Annotated in this window: 12 protein-coding genes; 5 read left to right on the top strand and 7 right to left on the bottom strand. The window is 72.3% G+C overall.

Going from position 1 to position 16,358, the window contains the following annotated elements; genetic code table 11:
- Positions 1-419: 419 nt before the first annotated feature.
- Entirely contained in the window at positions 420-2,006 is a 1,587-nt protein-coding gene (locus ABT008_RS19840) for a hypothetical protein (RefSeq protein ID WP_350697695.1), read from the top strand.
- 43 nt (positions 2,007-2,049) lie between these two features.
- Here ABT008_RS19840 and ABT008_RS19835 read toward each other — a convergent pair whose 3' ends face one another.
- Entirely contained in the window at positions 2,050-2,892 is an 843-nt protein-coding gene (locus ABT008_RS19835; protein WP_350697694.1) for a helix-turn-helix transcriptional regulator, read from the bottom strand.
- 178 nt (positions 2,893-3,070) lie between these two features.
- Here ABT008_RS19835 and ABT008_RS19830 point away from each other — a divergent pair, with 178 nt between their 5' ends.
- Positions 3,071-4,015: an SDR family oxidoreductase gene (locus tag ABT008_RS19830; protein ID WP_350697693.1), complete on the top strand. Its 945-nt coding sequence runs from the start codon at positions 3,071-3,073 to the stop codon at positions 4,013-4,015.
- 86 nt (positions 4,016-4,101) lie between these two features.
- Here the strand turns inward: ABT008_RS19830 and ABT008_RS19825 are convergent, their stop codons facing one another.
- Entirely contained in the window at positions 4,102-4,941 is an 840-nt protein-coding gene (locus ABT008_RS19825) for a LysR family transcriptional regulator (RefSeq protein WP_350697896.1), read from the bottom strand.
- Between the two features lie 101 nt (positions 4,942-5,042).
- Here ABT008_RS19825 and ABT008_RS19820 point away from each other — a divergent pair, with 101 nt between their 5' ends.
- Positions 5,043-5,777 carry an SDR family oxidoreductase gene (locus ABT008_RS19820; protein ID WP_350697692.1) on the top strand — a complete coding sequence of 245 codons (735 nt, stop codon included), beginning with the start codon at positions 5,043-5,045 and terminating at the stop codon, positions 5,775-5,777.
- An 853-nt stretch (positions 5,778-6,630) separates the two neighbouring features.
- On the opposite strand, the gene metH is transcribed toward ABT008_RS19820, so the two are convergent.
- A complete protein-coding gene (gene metH, locus ABT008_RS19815) occupies positions 6,631-10,146 on the bottom strand; it encodes a methionine synthase (RefSeq protein ID WP_350697691.1) in 3,516 nt (1,171 codons plus the stop codon).
- Between the two features lie 282 nt (positions 10,147-10,428).
- Here metH and ABT008_RS19810 point away from each other — a divergent pair, with 282 nt between their 5' ends.
- Positions 10,429-11,298, top strand: a complete 870-nt coding sequence (locus tag ABT008_RS19810) for a PAC2 family protein (protein WP_117229830.1) — start codon at positions 10,429-10,431, stop codon at positions 11,296-11,298.
- 136 nt (positions 11,299-11,434) lie between these two features.
- On the top strand, positions 11,435-12,226 hold the full coding sequence (locus tag ABT008_RS19805; RefSeq protein WP_350697690.1) for a GntR family transcriptional regulator: 792 nt from the start codon (positions 11,435-11,437) through the stop codon (positions 12,224-12,226).
- A gap of 366 nt (positions 12,227-12,592) precedes the next feature.
- Here ABT008_RS19805 and mshC read toward each other — a convergent pair whose 3' ends face one another.
- The 4 genes from mshC to ABT008_RS19785 all read right to left on the bottom strand — a co-directional run bounded on the left by mshC (position 12,593) and on the right by ABT008_RS19785 (position 16,048).
- Positions 12,593-13,825, bottom strand: coding sequence for a cysteine--1-D-myo-inosityl 2-amino-2-deoxy-alpha-D-glucopyranoside ligase (mshC, locus tag ABT008_RS19800; RefSeq protein WP_350697689.1), 1,233 nt, complete (start codon positions 13,823-13,825; stop codon positions 12,593-12,595).
- Between the two features lie 66 nt (positions 13,826-13,891).
- Complete coding sequence (locus tag ABT008_RS19795; protein ID WP_350697688.1) at positions 13,892-14,710, bottom strand: SCO1664 family protein; 819 nt, start codon at positions 14,708-14,710, stop codon at positions 13,892-13,894.
- Positions 14,707-15,282: a DUF3090 domain-containing protein gene (locus ABT008_RS19790; RefSeq protein WP_350697687.1), complete on the bottom strand. Its 576-nt coding sequence runs from the start codon at positions 15,280-15,282 to the stop codon at positions 14,707-14,709. Before ABT008_RS19790 ends, ABT008_RS19795 begins: the two co-directional genes overlap by 4 nt.
- 52 nt (positions 15,283-15,334) lie before the next feature.
- The gene (locus ABT008_RS19785; RefSeq protein WP_350697686.1) at positions 15,335-16,048 is read right to left on the bottom strand and encodes an MSMEG_4193 family putative phosphomutase; all 714 of its coding nucleotides are present in this window, start codon (positions 16,046-16,048) and stop codon (positions 15,335-15,337) included.
- Positions 16,049-16,358: the final 310 nt, after the last annotated feature.

The raw sequence follows: 16,358 nt of genomic DNA, 5'->3' as shown, positions 1-16,358 counted from the left end.
GTGGACCGGTACGGCGGCGCGGACGGTGGTGCCACCGGGTTGAGTTTCCGGGGCGGATCAGGCGCGCGCCTTCCGCCCCGGGTTCTGCGGTGGTCGTCGGGCCCGGCGACCACCTGGCCGGCTGCCGCTCCAGGGAGGGGACGGCACCGGTCGGTGGCCGGCGGCGAGGGACAGCGTGGTCCTACGCCGCCGGCCACCTCCACACCTGCGCGACGGATTCGCACGGCAGCTCTGCGCGCCGTCCGGGTATCGGCCGCTCTCCGCGCCGTCCGGATGTTAGGAAGGGTCCCCTGCTATGCACGAGGCGTTAGCAGGGGGCCCTTCCTTACCTCGAAGCTCGCGCGGTACGCGCCGTACATCGAAGCTCGCGCGGTGCGCCTGCGGTCGCGGCGGTTGCTTCGGGTGATCAGAATGGCGGGATGACGCGTACCCGCTGGACCGCCCTGATCGCGGTGGCCGCTCTCGCGACGGTCGCCGGCTGCTCCGACGGGGCGGAGTCGGAGTTGCCGGTGCGGGCCGCGCCGCTGCCGGCCGAGGTGCGGGGACTCGGTGCGGCGGTGCTGGCGGTGCCGGTGTCGGACGAGCGGCGTAGCGACCTGGTCGGGTTGCTGGCGGTGGACCGGTTCGGTGACGACGTGGCGGGGCTGACGCCGGTCCGGCGGCACGTCGACCTCGCCCTGGGCGATCCCCGGTTCCCGACCGTCGCGCGGGGGTTGGCCGAGGATCGGCGGGACGCGCTGCTCGTCGGCGGGCGGCTGCGCGACGTCACGCTGCCCGAGCACACGTACGCCCGGGAGGTCACCGGCATCGGTGCCGGGCTGTCGATCACGGGCTCCCGGTGCCTCACGGTGACCGGCGAGGGTGCGATCGCACAGCCGTCGGTGGAGGGGTTCTGCGCCGCCGCCGAGCTCGGTGGTGTGGTGTGGCAGGACCGGCCGCGCAGCGGGTACGGCGGGATCGACCTGACGACCGGGGCGGCGAGTGCGCCCGTGACGTTGCCGTCGTACCCGATCGCCGCCAGCGCGGACGGCCGCTACCTGGCCACGCTCAGCAAGGATCGGCCCCGGCGGCTCGTCTTGGCGGACACCTCGAACGGGCGGTCGCGGCCCACCATCGAGCTCGGCGGCGGGACGGTGCAGGGGGCCCTGACAGAAGGCGGCTTCGCGGTGCTGCACCTGGTCGACCGGCGGCGGGCGGTCAGTGTGGTCGCCCCGGACGGTGCGGTGCGGACGCTGCTCACCCCGGTCGGGGAGGTCGCCTTCGCACCGGACGGGCGTCGTGCCGTGGTGGTGGACACCCGCACCGGCAGTAGCCGGCTCGCCGTGCTCGATCTCTCGTCGGGCGCGGTCACGCCGGTGGCGGACCTGCCGCCGATAACCGGGTCGGTGACCGCGACGGTGTCCGGGGACACCGCCCTGGTCGTCGACGTGCCGTTCGGGCCGGACAGCGGCGAGCCGACGCCGCGCCCCACGCGCGCCTGGTCCGTGCGGCTCTCCGAGGCCACCGCGACCCCGCAGCCGGGCTCGCCCGCCGCCTCGGCGGTGCTGGTACGCAAGACCGACACCCCACCGGCCGTCGCCTCGGCGGTGTCGGCGTTGTTGTTCCAGCCGGGCGGCGAGACGCTCACCCTCAGTCCCGACGGTACGGTGACCGCCGCCCCGCCGGGAGCCACGCCCACCGCGAGCCTCGGTGGCGGTGCGGTGCTGCACACGATGGTCGACGCGGACGGGGAGGAGCGGGCCGACCGGGTGTTGGTGACCGACAGGTCCGGCGGTGCGGCCGAGGTGCCCACCGGTGCCGGCGACGACCAGCGTGTCGACCGGGTGATCCTCACCCCGGACGGCGGTCACCTGCTGATCTCGCTGCGTCCCACCCGTCCCCGGGGGCAGCCGAGCGACCTCGACGCCGTGGTGGTCGCGCGGCGCGACGGCTCCGGCGAACCGGTCGTCGTCTACCGGGGCGCGGTGCTGGCCGGTCTCGGTGTGGAGCAGACGAGCACCCCGTGACCGGACGAGCGTGAGCGCCCGTGACCGGGTGACGGTCGGGCGGTCAGTGCATCGCCTGGGTGCCGATGACGGCCAGCAGTTGCAGCTTCTCGTAGCTCTCGCTGCCGGGCACGGCGGTGTAGACGAGCAACGAGTGGCCCTGCGACGGGTCGACGAGCACCTGGCAGGTCAGCTCCAGCATGCCCAGCTCGGGGTGGACGAAGTGCTTCACCTCGTGCGGACGGACGCCGACCTCGTGGTCCTCCCACACCCGCCGGAACTCGTCGCTCTGGGTCAAGAGCAGGTCGGCCAGGTACGCGGCGCGGGAGCCGGGGCCGCGCAGCGTGACGATCCCGCGTAGCCCGGAGGCGAACATCCGGGTGAGGTGCGGATGGTCGCGGGGGTCGTAGCGGGCGCGGGTCTCCGGGTCGGTGAACCAGCGGTAGCCGATGCTGCGGGCCGGGCCCTGGTAGCGGGTCAGGTCACCGGTGAGCGCGACGCCGAGCGGGGTCTGTCGGAGCGTCTCGCCGAGTTCGGTGACGATCTCCGCGGGCGTGTCGTGCAGACGGTCGAGGATGCGCAGCAGCCCCGGGCTGATGTGGGTGCCGGCGGCGCTGGGCGCGGGCGGGTTGTGCCCGGCGAGCCGGAACAGGTGGTCACGCTCGTCGAGGGAGAGGTGCAGGCCCTGCGCGATGGAGGCGATCATCTGCTCGGAGGGCTGTGGGCCGCGTTCGCGTTCCAGCCGAGAGTAGTAGTCGGTCGACATGTGGCAGAGCGCGGCGACCTCCTCGCGCCGGAGCCCGCTCGTGCGGCGTCGTCGGCCGAGCGGCAGGCCGACGTCGGCGGGTTGCAGCGACTCGCGACGCCGCCGCAGGAACTGCGCCAGTCCGGTCCGGTCGATTGCCATGGGTGCCTCCTTCGGTGCCGCCTCGTTTCTACCGCCCGCGCCGGCCGGTAGCCACGGACCGCCGATCCCCCCTTTCTCGCGGTGGCACGGCCGCGCGATCCGGGGATCGACGGTCCCTGAATAACGCCGCCGTGATCGCCGAGGGTGGAGACACCGACACGATTCCAGGAGTACGAACATGCCAGGTAAGCCGATCGACATCAGTGTTCCCGACCTGTCCGGAAAGCGGGCGGTCGTCACCGGGGCCAGCGACGGTATCGGGCTCGGCATCGCCACCCGGCTCGCCGCCGCCGGCGCCGACGTGATCCTGCCGGTGCGTAATCCGGGCAAGGGCGAAGCGGCGGTCGCGGCCATCCGCCGTCAGCACCCGAGGGCGACCGTGTCGCTGCGGGCGCTCGACCTCTCCTCGCTCGCCTCCGTCGCCACGCTCGGCGAGACGTTGCGTGCGGAGGGTCGGCCGATTCATCTCCTCGTCAACAACGCGGGCGTGATGACCCCGCCGCAGTTGCAACGCACCGCCGACGGGTTCGAGCTGCAGTTCGGCACCAACCATCTGGGGCACTTCGCCCTCGTGGGTCACCTGTTGCCGCTGCTGCGCGACGGTCGGGCGCGGGTGACGTCGCAGGTCAGCATCGCGGCGAACCGCAACGCCATCAACTGGGACGACCTGAACTGGGAGCGGTCGTACGACGGGTTCCGCGCGTACAGCCAGTCGAAGATCGCGTTCGGGTTGTTCGGGCTCGAACTGGACCGCCGCAGTCGGGCCCAGGGCTGGGGCATCACCAGCAACCTGTCCCACCCGGGGGTCGCCCCGACCAGCCTGCTCGCCGCGCGTCCCGAGGTGGGTCGCCAGCGGGACACCATGGGCCGACACATGATCCAGACCATGTCCAGGCTCGGCATCGTCGTGGGCACGGTCCGGACCGCGCAGCTTCCCGCCCTGTACGCCGCCACCTCCCCCGCCTCCGTCGGTGGCCGGTTCTACGGGCCGAGCGGCATCGGGAACCTGGGTGGTGCTCCGGCCGAGCAGAAGCTCTACTCCCGGCTGGGTGACGCCGCCGAGGCGCAGCGCGTCTGGCGGGTCTCGGAGGAGTTGACGTCGGTGTCGTACCCGACCGACTGAGGCGAGTGCGGCGGGTGCGTTCCGGGTGGGTGAGGGTGCCGTCGGCGGCGACCACGTCCGGGTCGCCCCGCCCGGCACCCGAGCGCCTACCGTCCGGCCGCGACCCGGACCAGTCCGGCCACCGTCCGGGAGCGACTGTGCGCGGGCCAGGCGAGCACGGTCGAGACGTACGGGGCGTCGGTCAGCGGTACGGCGGTGTGCGCGCTCCACAGCCAGGACCGGGACGAGGCACAGAGGACCGCCATGGTGTGCCCGAGGGCGATCAACTGGGCCAGCTGCGACTGGTCGTGGATCTCCGGCCCCGGGCCCGGTTCGTAGCTGCCGTCCTGACCCGGCCACCGGGCCACCGGCAGATCCGGCAGGTCGCTGATCTCCGCCATGGTCAACGAGGTACGCGCGGCGAGCGGATGCCCGGCCGGCAGGATCGCCACCTGCTGCTCGGTCAGCAGGTCCTCGGTGTCGAAACCGGCCAGGTCGTCGAAGGGCCGCTGCATCAGCGCCACGTCGGCGCGACCGTCGCGCAGCATCCGCGCCTGGTCGCCCATCCCGCACAACAGCACCTCGACCTCGGCCGCGCCGGGCTCCGCCGCGTACGCCTCCAGGAGCTTCTGCAACAGCTCGTGATTCGTACCCGCCTTGGTGGCCAGCGTCAGCCGGTGCGGGGCGGTCGCCGCCCGGCGGGTGCGGCGGGCGGCGGCCGAGGTGGCGTCCAGGATCGCGCGGGCCTCGTCGAGCAGCACCCGCCCGGGGCCGGTGAGCGTGACGCCGCGCCGGTCGCGATCGAACAGCGTCACCCCGAGACGCCGTTCGAGCTGCCGGATCGCCCGCGACAGAGGCGGCTGGGCGATGCCGAGGCGCTCGGCCGCCCGAGTGAAGTGCAGCTCCTCCGCGACGGCCACGAAGTACCGCAACTCGCGGGTCTCCAGCGTGTCCACCTCCCGACGGTACTGCGCTGATACCGCCGGGGTATCAGCACGTACCGAAACGGTGTAAGGAGACCGCCGCCCGCCGCGCCACCATCGGCGTCATGAGCGACACGAAGACCGCGCTGATCACCGGCGCGAACAAGGGACTCGGCTACCAGATCGCGGCCGGTCTGGGCGTACGCGGCTACCTCGTCGCGGTGGGCGCCCGCGACGAGGCCCGGGGCGAAGCGGCCGTGAAGACGCTGCACGCCGCCGGGGTGGACGCGTTCACCGTGCCCCTGGACGTCACCAGCGATCGCAGCGTCACCGAGGCGGCAGAACTGATCGCCCACCAGGGCGGACGCCTGGACGTCCTGGTCAACAACGCCGGCATCTCCGGACCGACCGGGCCGGGCTGGGCGCAGGACCCCACCACGCTCGACTTGGACGTCGTGCGGGCCGTCGTGGACACCAACGTCTACGGCGTGATCCGGGTGACCAACGCGATGCTGCCGCTGCTGCGCCGCTCCCCCTCCCCCCGCATCGTCAACGTCTCCAGCAGCGTCGGCTCCCTCACCTGGCAGACCGACCCCACCATCGAGGTCGGCCCGATCATGGCCGCCTACTCGCCGACGAAGTCGTACCTGAACGCCGTCACCGTGCACTACGCCCGACAACTCGCGGGCACCGGCATCCTGGTCAACGCCGCCTGCCCCGGCCTGGTCGCCACCGACTTCACCGGCGGCCTCGGACGCCCAGCCGAGGAGGCCGCCGCCACCCCGATCCGGCTCGCCACCCTGCCCGACGACGGCCCCACCGGCACGTTCTTCAACGACGACGGCACCATCCCCTGGTGATCTCCGGCCGCCCCCTCGACAGCTGTCCGGCCGTCGAGGGGGCGGCTCTCTCCGGTGCCGCCGAACGTCGCCCCGGCGAACGCGACCTCAATGCCGAAGGTCCAGCGCAAGATCACGCTCGATCTGGGATCGAGTGGTTATCGCCGCGCGGCGAGACCACTCGATCCCAGATCGAGCGTGATCTTCTCCGCGGACCGGGCCCGCACACTATCGATCATGACCGTGCTAGCCTCCGGCCGCGATCAACACCGAGGCATCCAACACTGCAGGAGAGCGGCCTCCCTGGTCTGCGTGGGGGTCGGTTCGGCACCCAACCGGGCCTAACCAGCGTCCAGGCTTCGTCGAGGGGCAGAAGACGGCCTGCCAGCGTTCACCGCGGATACCGAGGGCCGGGTGGCTGACCAGTCGTACGCCGCTCGGCCCTCGCTTGTTGGTTGCGTCTCCGTCAAGTGACAACCGCCCCATCGCGACCTCGGACGGGTCATCGACGACCACCAGGAGGCGGCGGGGCCGTCGCGCAGCAGAGGCTGGACGGAGCTTTCGGCTCCTGGTGCGCGATCTCGTACCGGCACTCACTGCACGGCTCCGGCGGGATGTGCTCACGCCAGTCATGCCCACAGTTCGGGCAGTCGCCATACCATCTCGGTCGTCGCGGCACGCAGTCATCATGACCGCCCTTGGCCGAGTCGACCCGAACCGATCACCCTGCCGTGGGACTCCCACGCACCCCGCCAGCCTGACCACGGCCCGAGCGCCCAACAGGACGCTGTTCGTGCAGCTCATGGAGACGGCATGATCATGGTTCAGCGCCTACCGCAGGTGCCGAAAGTGCAGGTCACGGCACCTGCGGGCGTCACTTGGCGTTGAAGTAGCTGGCCTCCGGGTGGTGGACCACGATGGCGTCGGTGGCCTGCTCGGGCATGAGCTGGAACTCCTCGGACAACTGCACGCCGATGCGCTCCGCGCCGAGCAACTCCACGATCTTCGCCCGGTCCTCGAGGTCGGGGCAGGCCGGGTAGCCGAACGCGTACCGGCAGCCCCGGTAGTCGGTGCGCAGCAGTCCGGCGAGGTCCGTGGGGTCGTCGTCGGCGACGGTACGGCCGTCGGGCAGGGTCAGCTCGGCCCGGACCCGCTTGTGCCAGTACTCGGCCAGCGCCTCGGTGAGCTGCACGGACAGTCCGTGCACCTCCAGGTAGTCGCGGTACTCGTTGCGGGCGAACAGCTTGGCCGCGTACTCGCTGACCGGCTGACCGACGGTGACCAGTTGCAGGGCGACCACGTCCAGGTCGTCGCCGCGCGGGCGGAAGAAGTCGGCCAGGCAGAGGCGCCGTTCCTGGCGCTGGCGGGGGAAGGTGAACCGGGCCCGCTCGGCGTGGCCGTTCTCGTCCAGCACCACCAGGTCGTTGCCCTCGGAGTACGCCGGGAAGTAGCCGTACACCACGGCCGCCTCCAACACCTTGTCGGCGATCAGGCGGTCCAGCCAGTAGCGCAGCCGGGGCCGACCCTCGGTCTCCACCAGCTCCTCGTAGGACGGACCCTTGCCGCCGCGTGCGCCCCGCAGGCCCCACTGGCCCATGAAGGTGGCCCGCTCGTCCAGCAGCGCCGCGTAGTCGGCCAGCGGCACGCCCTTGACCACGCGGGTGCCGAAGAACGGTGCACGCGGCACCGGCACGTCGGCGGCCACGTCGGAGCGGACCGAGGTGTCGCTCAGCTCCGGCAGCGACTCGGCGACCACGGCGCGCTGCCGTTCCCGGCGGGCCCGCCGGGCCGCGAGGGCGGCCTCCCGCTCGGCGTCGACCACGGGGGCCCCGCCGCGCTTGGCGGCCATCACCCGGTCCATCAGGGAGAGTCCCTCGAAGGCGTCGCGCGCGTAGTGCACCTGGCCGGGGAACATCGACCGCAGGTCGTCCTCGACGTACGCCCGGGTCAGTGCCGCGCCGCCGAGCAGGACCGGCCAGCGCTCGGCGACCCCGCGCGTGGCCATCTCGACCAGGTTCTCCTTCATGATGACCGTGCTCTTGACCAGCAGGCCGGACATGCCGATGGCGTCGGCGCGGTGCTGCTCGGCGGCGTCCAGGATGGCGGAGATCGGCTGCTTGATGCCGATGTTCACCACCTCGTAGCCGTTGTTGGACAGGATGATGTCGACCAGGTTCTTGCCGATGTCGTGCACGTCGCCCTTGACGGTGGCGAGCACGATGCGGCCCTTGCCGCCGTCGTCGTTCTTCTCCATGTGCGGTTCCAGGTACGCCACCGCGGTCTTCATCACCTCGGCGGACTGGAGCACGAACGGCAACTGCATCTGGCCGGAGCCGAACAGTTCGCCGACGACCTTCATGCCGTCCAGCAGGATGTCGTTGATGATCAGCAGCGGCGCGGTGCCGGCGGCCATCGCCGCGTCCAGGTCGGCCTCCAGGCCGTTGCGCTCGCCGTCGATGATCCGCCGCTTGAGCCGCTCGTTGAGCGGCAGCGCGGCCAACTCCTCGGCCCGGGTGGCGCGCGCCGACGCGGCGTCCACGCCCTCGAAGACCTCGATGAACCGCTGCACCGGGTCGTAGCCCTCGCGGCGGCGGTCGTAGACCAGGTCCAGGGCGATCTCGCGCTGCTCGTCGGGGATCTTGGCCATTGGGAGGATCTTGCTGGCGTGCACGATCGCCGAGGTGAGCCCGGCCTGCACGCACTCGTGCAGGAAGACCGAGTTGAGCACCTGCCGGGCCGCCGGGTTGAGCCCGAACGAGACGTTCGAGATGCCCAGCGTGAAGTTCACGCCCGGCCAGCGGCGGGCGATCTCCCGGATCGCCTCGATGGTCTCGATGCCGTCGCGGCGGGTCTCCTCCTGACCGGTGGCGATCGGGAAGGTCAGCGCGTCGATGAGGATGTCGGCGCGGCGCAGGCCCCAGCGGCTGGTCAGGTCCTCGATCAGCCGCTCGGCGACGCGTACCTTCCACTCCGCCGTGCGGGCCTGGCCCTCCTCGTCGATGAGCAGCGCGACCACGGCGGCACCGTGCTCGGCGACCACCGGCATGACCCGCGCGTAGCGGGAGTCGGGGCCGTCGCCGTCCTCGAAGTTCACCGAGTTGACCACGCACCGGCCGCCGAGCATCTCCAGCCCGGCCTCGATCACCGCCGGCTCGGTCGAGTCCAACATGATCGGCAGAGTGGAGGCGGTGGCGAATCGCCCGGCCAGCTCGCGCATGTCGGTGGTGCCGTCGCGGCCGACGTAGTCGATGCAGAGGTCCAGCAGGTGCGAGCCGTCCCGGGCCTGGCTCCGGGCGATCTCCACACAGGCCTGCCAGTCGGCGGCGAGCATCGCCTCCCGGAACGCCTTGGAGCCGTTGGCGTTGGTCCGCTCCCCCACCATCAGCACGCTGGCGTCCTGGGCGAACGGCACGTGGTGGTAGATCGAGGAGACACCGGCGTCGGCCCGCGGTTCGCGGGCCACCGGCCGCACGTCGCGCATCCGCTCGGAGAGCACCCGGATGTGCTCCGGCGTGGTGCCGCAACAGCCACCGACCAGCGCGACGCCGTACTCGACGACGAACCGCTCCAGGGCGTCGGCCATGTCCTCGGGGCCGAGCGGGAAGTACGCGCCGTCGGCGGTGAGCACCGGCAGGCCGGCGTTCGGCATCACCGACACCGGGATGCGGGAGTGCTGGGCCAGGTAGCGCAGGTGCTCGCCCATCTCGGCCGGGCCGGTCGAGCAGTTCAGCCCGATCAGGTCCACCCCGAGCGGCTCGATCGCGGTCAGCGCCGCACCGATCTCGCTGCCCAACAGCATGGTGCCGGTGGTCTCGACGGCGACGTGACAGATGATCGGCACCTGGACGCCCGCCTCGGCCATCGCCCGCTTCGACCCGGTCACCGCAGCCTTGACCTGGAGCAGGTCCTGGCAGGTCTCGATGACCAGCGCGTCCGCGCCACCGGCGATCAGACCACCGGCGTTCTGCTGGTACGCGTCGCGCAGCGTGGCGTACGCGGCGTGCCCGAGCGTGGGCAGCTTGGTCCCGGGGCCGATCGAGCCGAGCACCCAGCGGGGCCGTTCCGGCGTCGAGTACGCGTCGGCGGCCTCCCGGGCCAGCCGCGCCCCCACCTCGGACAGCTCCCAGATCCGCTCGGGGATGTCGTACTCCGCGAGGTTCGGCAGGTTGGCACCGAAGGTGTTCGTCTCCACACAGTCCGCGCCCGCCGCCAGGTACGCCTCGTGCACCCCACGCACCACGTCCGGACGGGTGACGTTGAGGATTTCGTTGCACCCCTCCAGACCGTCGAAGTCGTCGAGGGTCAGGTCCGCGGCCTGCAGCATCGTGCCCATCGCCCCGTCGGTGACGAGGATCCGGTCTGCCAGCGCATCGAGCAACGAAGTCCGCACGCTCTCAGGTTAGTGCGACGTACCGGCCTCGCATCCCCACGTGCGGCCCGTTCCCACATTGTGTCGCCGGGATCACCTGCCCGCTTTCGCCCACTATGCGCGCTACATACGGCCCATCCGGCCGCCACCGGCCGTGGTGGCGGGCCGGGGATCCGGCGCGGCCGACGGGCCGGGTACGGGCGCGGCACGTAGGCTGACTGATGTGAGGGACATCAGCGACACCACCACGCACGGCGGGCGGCCGACCGGGGCCGCCGGCGACGAGCAGGGTGAGGTGACGGCGTGACCGAGTTCGACGGGTTGCCGGTGCTGCGATCCCCGGTGGCCATCGCCGCCTTCGAGGGGTGGAACGACGCCGCCGACGCCTCGACCGCCGCCGTGGAACATCTGGAACAGGTGTGGGAGGCACGGCCGATCACCGAGCTGGACCCGGAGGACTTCTACGACTTCCAGGTCAGCCGGCCCACCATCACGATGGCCGAGGGCGCCACCCGACGGGTGGAATGGCCGACCACCCGGTTCACCGTGGCCAGCCCCTCCGGCACCGAACGCGACGTGGTGCTGATCAGGGGCATCGAACCGAGCATGCGCTGGCGCACCTTCTGCGAGCAGGTGCTGGAGATCTGCCACAGCCTGGAGGTCGAGCGGGTGGTCCTGCTCGGCGCGCTGCTGGCCGACGTGCCGTACACCCGGCCGCTGCCGATCAGCGGCAGCGCCTCCGACGCCGACGCCGCCCGCCGCTACCAGCTCACCCCCACCCGGTACGACGGACCGACCGGCATCGTCGGCGTGCTGCACGACGCCTGCACCCGCGCCGAGGTGGACGCCGTCTCGTTCTGGGTGCACGTGCCGCACTACGCCAACAACCCGCCCTGCCCCAAGGCGACGCTCGCCCTGCTGCACCGGGTCGAGGAGGTCCTCGACCTGCCGGTGCCGATGGCCGACCTGGCCGAGGAGGCCGCCGAGTGGGAGCAGCGGGTCCGCAGTGCCGCCGAGCAGGACGCCGAACTCGGCGAGTACGTCCGTGAGCTGGAGGAACGCGTCGGCGACGCGGGCATCACCCCGTTGACCGGGGACGAGATCGCGCAGGAGTTCGAGAAGTACCTGCGCCGCCGGGGCGGATCCGCCGGCCCGACCGCGGGCTCCTGGTAGCCCTTCCCGCTTCTTCGCGACGCCCCGGACACGGTCCACGTGTCCGGGGCGTCGTTCTGTCGCTGGTGCATCGTGTCGGGGTGGCGCGGCACGCACCGCGTAGGGCATCCTAGGAACCTAGCTGAGGAGGTCGGGGATGCAGATCAACCCGGGTGCCGCGGAGTTCCCGCACCGGCAGATCGCCGCACAGCTCACGTCGCAGATCCGCCGGGGCGACTGGGGGCCGGGCGAACGACTGCCGTCCATCCCGGCGATCGCCGAGATGTTCGGCGTGGCCAAGCAGACCGTGCAACGCGCCGTCGACCAGCTCCGCGTCGAAGGCATCCTGATCACCAAACCCGGCTCCGGTACGTACGTCCGCGGCACCCGGCGACGGCTCAACCGGCTCTCCCGAGGCCGCTACGGCGGCTTCCGGGGCTACCACACCGACCTGGCCGCCCGATACCGCCAGCAACTCGTCGCCGTCGGCCGCTCCCCCGCACCGCCCGAGGTCGCCGACGCGTTCGGCGTACCCGACGGCACCGAACTGCTCTGCCGCCGCCACCTGGTCCGCACCGAGGACTCACCGGTCGAGGTGGGTGCCTCCTGGTTCCTGCCCGCCGACACCGCCGGCACCACACTGGAACGCGCCGAGGCGTTCGGCCGCCCGCTCTATCAGGAGGCCGAGGAGGCCACCGGACGCCGGTACGCGACCGCCACCGACACGATCACCGCGCGCCAGCCCAGCCGCGAGGAGGCCGAGACCCTCCAGATCCGGCCGGACACCCCGGTGCTGCACCTGCTGCACGTGGCGTACGACGCCCACCGCAAGCCGATCGAGGTCGCCCAGGCCACCTGGCCCGGCCCGGTCACCACGCTGACCGAGGAGTACCCGATCCCGGCCCCCACCAGCGCCCCCGACCCCGACCCCGGCCTGGTCCTCGGCTGACCCCCGCTCCTCGGTCCGCCCCTGCTCCTCGGCTGACCCGCCGGAACACGCCCGCCGGTCGAGGACACGCCCCGCCGAGCCCACCGTTCCGACGAGCCCCGTCGACCGGGACGCCCTGCCGTCCCGTCCCGCCCCGTTCTCCCGTCCCGTCCCGTCCCGTCGATCATGGACTTGTGGCGGGGGCATAACGGTCCATACGTGTGCGCAATGACTGCCACGACTCCATGATCGGCGCGGCGAGCCGCCACGACTCCATGATCGACGGGCCAGGCACGGAGACGGGCCAGGCACGGAGACGGGCCAGGCACGGAGACGGGCCAGACGCGGTTGAGGAGGCGTGTCGTGGCCGCCGCGTGGGGGTGGGGGTCAGAGGCGGATGCCGAGGAGGGCGTCCAGGGTGGTGGCGAAGAGGGCCGGGGCGGTCGGATCGTCGGCCGCACCGGCGAGGGTGCGGTCGGCCCACTCGTCGGCCAGGCGTACCGCACCCGGGGAGTCGAGGTCGTCGGTGAGGCGGTCGCGTACGCCGGAGAGGAAGGTCTCGCCGGACGGCCCGGCGGGGGCGGCGGCGGCCCGACGCCAGCGGGCCAGCCGCTCCTGGGCGGTGGTCAGCAGATCGTCGGTCCAGGAGCGGTCGGCGCGGTAGTGGCCGGTGAGCAGGGCCAACCGGACGGCCATCGGGTCGACCCGGTCGGCGCGCAGCCGGGAGACGAAGACCAGGTTGCCGCGGGACTTGGACATCTTCTCGCCGTCCAGGCCGATCATGCCCGCGTGCACGTAGTGCTCGGCGAAGGGCAGCGTGCCGGTCAGCCGCTCGGCGTGCGCGGCGGAGCACTCGTGGTGCGGATAGACCAGGTCGTTGCCGCCGCCCTGGACGCCGATGGTGGCGCCGAGCAGGTTCAGCGCGATGACGGTGCACTCGATGTGCCAGCCGGGACGGCCGGGGCCGAGGTCACCGCCGGGCCAGGAGGGTTCGCCCTCGCGGGCGCCGCGCCACAGCAGCGGGTCCAGCGGGCCGCGTTTGCCGGCCCGGTCCGGGTCGCCGCCGCGCTCGGGGAAGATCTCCAGCATCTCGGCGCGGGACAGGTTGGACTCGTAGCCGAAGCGCGGTGCGGTGGAGATGTCGAAGTAGACGTCGCCGGTGCCGTCCTCGAGGCGGTACGCGGCGCCGTCCTTGAGCAGCAGCAACACCTTCTCAGCGATGTCCGGGATCGACTCGACCGCACCGACGTAGTGTGCCGGCGGGATGATCCGCAGCGCCTCCATGTCCTCCCGGAACAGCGCCGTCTCCCGCATCGCCAGGACCTTCCAGTCCTCGCCGTCGCGTTCGGCGCGTTCCAGCAGCGGGTCGTCGATGTCGGTGACGTTCTGCACGTACCGCACCTCGTGGCCCGCGTCGCGCCACATCCGCTGCACCAGATCAAAGGTGATCATCGTGGCGGCGTGCCCCAGGTGGGTGGCGTCGTACGGGGTGATGCCGCAGACGTACATGGAGGTCGGTCCGTCGGTCGGGTGCACACCCTGCCGCGCCGAGTCGAACAACCTCAGCGGCCCACCCCTGCCCGGCAGCCGCGGCACCTCGTGCCCCACCCAAGACTCCATGACCGTCAGCCTAGCCAGCCGACCGTGGGCGTCACGCCGGGCTCTCCAGTGATCAAGCCGACATGGTCACACCGGCGGCCACGGCACGGCCGGCCAGTCGTGGGACGGCTGCGGGAAACGGCACTCCTCGCGGAGCCGGCCGATTCGAGCGGCCAGTTCGGTGATCTCACCGATGGTGAGGTGGTCGGCGAGGTCGTCGCCGAGCGGTCCGGCGACCTGGACGGCGAGCCGGTCCAGCGTCTCGACGGCGTCGGGCGGCAACTGACGACCGGCCCAGCCCCAGAGCACCGTCCGCAGTTTCTCCTCGACGTGGAAGCTGACGCCGTGGTCGACGCCGTACAGCCGGTCGTCCGGCCCGACCAGGACGTGGCCGCCCTTGCGGTCGGCGTTGTTGATCACCGCGTCGAGCACCGCGAGTCGCGCCAGTCGCGGGTCGTCGGCGTGGGCCAGCGCGTACGCGGTGCCGTCGTCGTCGCGGGCCGCCGCCACCGGGAACCAGCGGGGCGGTACGGCCCCGGCCGGCACGAACCCGACGAGCGGCTCGGCGTCGTCCGGCTCGTCGATCCACAGTTGGCAGGAGCCCGGGCCGAACGGGCCGTCCCGCAGCACCGTGGGCGGCACCAGGTCCCAGCCACTGGCGGCGGAGACGAGGTAGGCGGCCACCTCCCGACCGGCCAGGGTGCCGTCCGGGAAGTCCCAGAGCGGGCGCTCACCTCGTACCGGCTTGTAGACGCAGCGGGCGGTCGCGCCGTCCAGGGCGAGGATGCCGCGCAGGGTGGTGTTGGAGGCGTCGACCAGCCGGCCCTCGATGCTCAGGTCACCGTCGCGCAGCAGCCGCAACGCCGCGCCACCGTCCTGCCGGGGTGCCAGGCCGGACGAGGTCACCGGTGGTAGCCGTTGTTCCGGGGGCAGAGGTGGCCGGCCGGGTCGAGCGGCTGACCACACAGCGGACACGGGGGACGGCCGGCGTTGACCACACGCCGCGCCCGCTCGATGAACTCGCGGGTCGCCTCGGGCGTCAGCCGGACCCGGAGCCGGTCGAGGTCCTCGTCCGGCTCGACGTCGTCGGCCTCGTCCTCCTCCGACTCCCCCAGCTCCAGTTCGCTCTCGGCCTCGCCGACGGCGATCGCCTCGATGACCACGGTCGCGGTGTCCGCGTCGAAGGCCAACCCCAGGGTGCCGACCCGGAACTCCTCGTCGACCGGCGTCTCCAGCGGCTCGTTGTCACCCAGCGAGGCGGGCGCCTCGGGCAGGTCGACGCCGAAGCGACGCTGCGCCTCGGTGAGCAGTTCCTCCAACTTCTCGGCGAGCAACGAGACCTGGACCTTCTCCAGCGCGACGCTGACCACCCGGCCGTCGCCGCGGGCCTGGAGGAAGAACGTACGCTCCCCCGGCGGCCCGACGGTCCCGGCGACGAACCGCTCAGGCGGCTCGAAGGCGTACACCTGGTGCGTCATACCCACGACCCTATCCGGCGGCCCGACACGCCGCGCACCCCACCGACCCGAGTCACCGCACGCCGCCCGCACCACCGCCGACGGCGGCGTCCGAGTCCGCCGGCCGGGCGGTCCGGCGACGTCGCTTGCGGACCGGTGGCACCAACCCGGTCAGGTCGCCGCCGACGTCGTTGAGGCGTACCAGGAAGGGACGCAGCGGCGTGTAGCGGATCGCGGTCACCGACGCCGGGTCGACCACGATCCGCTGGAAGAGATCCAGGTGTACGCCGAGCGCGTCGGCGACGATCGCCTTGATCACGTCGCCGTGGCCACAGGCCAGCCAGACCGCCTCCGGGCCGTGCTCGGCGGTGATCCGGGCGTCCCAGGCGCGTACCGCCGCGACGGCACGGGCCGCCATCTGCGCCATCGACTCCCCCTCGGGAAAGACCGCCGCGCTCGGGTGTTGCTGCACCACCGCCCAGAGGGGCTCCTTGGCCAACTTCTTCAGCGGCTGACCCTCCCAGGTGCCGTACCCGCACTCGATGAGCCCGTCCTCGACGACCGGCGCGGCCTGCGGCAGGGCGAGTTCCAGGGTCTGCCGGCAGCGGATGAGCGGGCTGGTCACCACGGCGGCCAGCGGCAGGTTCGCCAGTCGCTCGCCGACGGCCCGGGCCTGGGTACGACCGGTGTCGTCCAGTTCGACCGGTTGCCGACCGGCCAGACCGCCGTCGGCGTTGGCGGTGGTGCGTCCGTGTCGCAGGAGCAGAAGTGTCGCCACCCGCACCACCCTAGGCCCTCACCGCTGCCCGCCCCGGCCCGTCCCGTCGGTAACGCCGACCCCGACATACCTCGCGTGTCGCACCGAACGGCACGGGCTCGTTTCCGCGTGCGACAGCGACCGTAATCGGCGACGTGTTCGGGCGGGGGATGAAAGGAGGGGTCCCCTGCTAACGCCTGCTGTATAGCAGGGGACCCCTCCTAACATCGCGACACGAAGAGAGCCGGGGGGGGGGGGTGCGGGGGGGTGAGGCGCGGCAGCCCCAGAATAAGCCCCCCACAGCGCACCGCCGCCCGAGCGAGCCACAGCTCGCGACCAC

It is taken from the genome of Micromonospora sp. NPDC002389 (genome assembly GCF_040296095.1).
In the GTDB taxonomy this organism is placed as follows: Bacteria; Actinomycetota; Actinomycetes; order Mycobacteriales; family Micromonosporaceae; genus Micromonospora.
The sequence above is the reverse complement of the archived record's forward strand: the minus strand, read 5'-3'. Positions and strand labels throughout refer to the sequence as shown.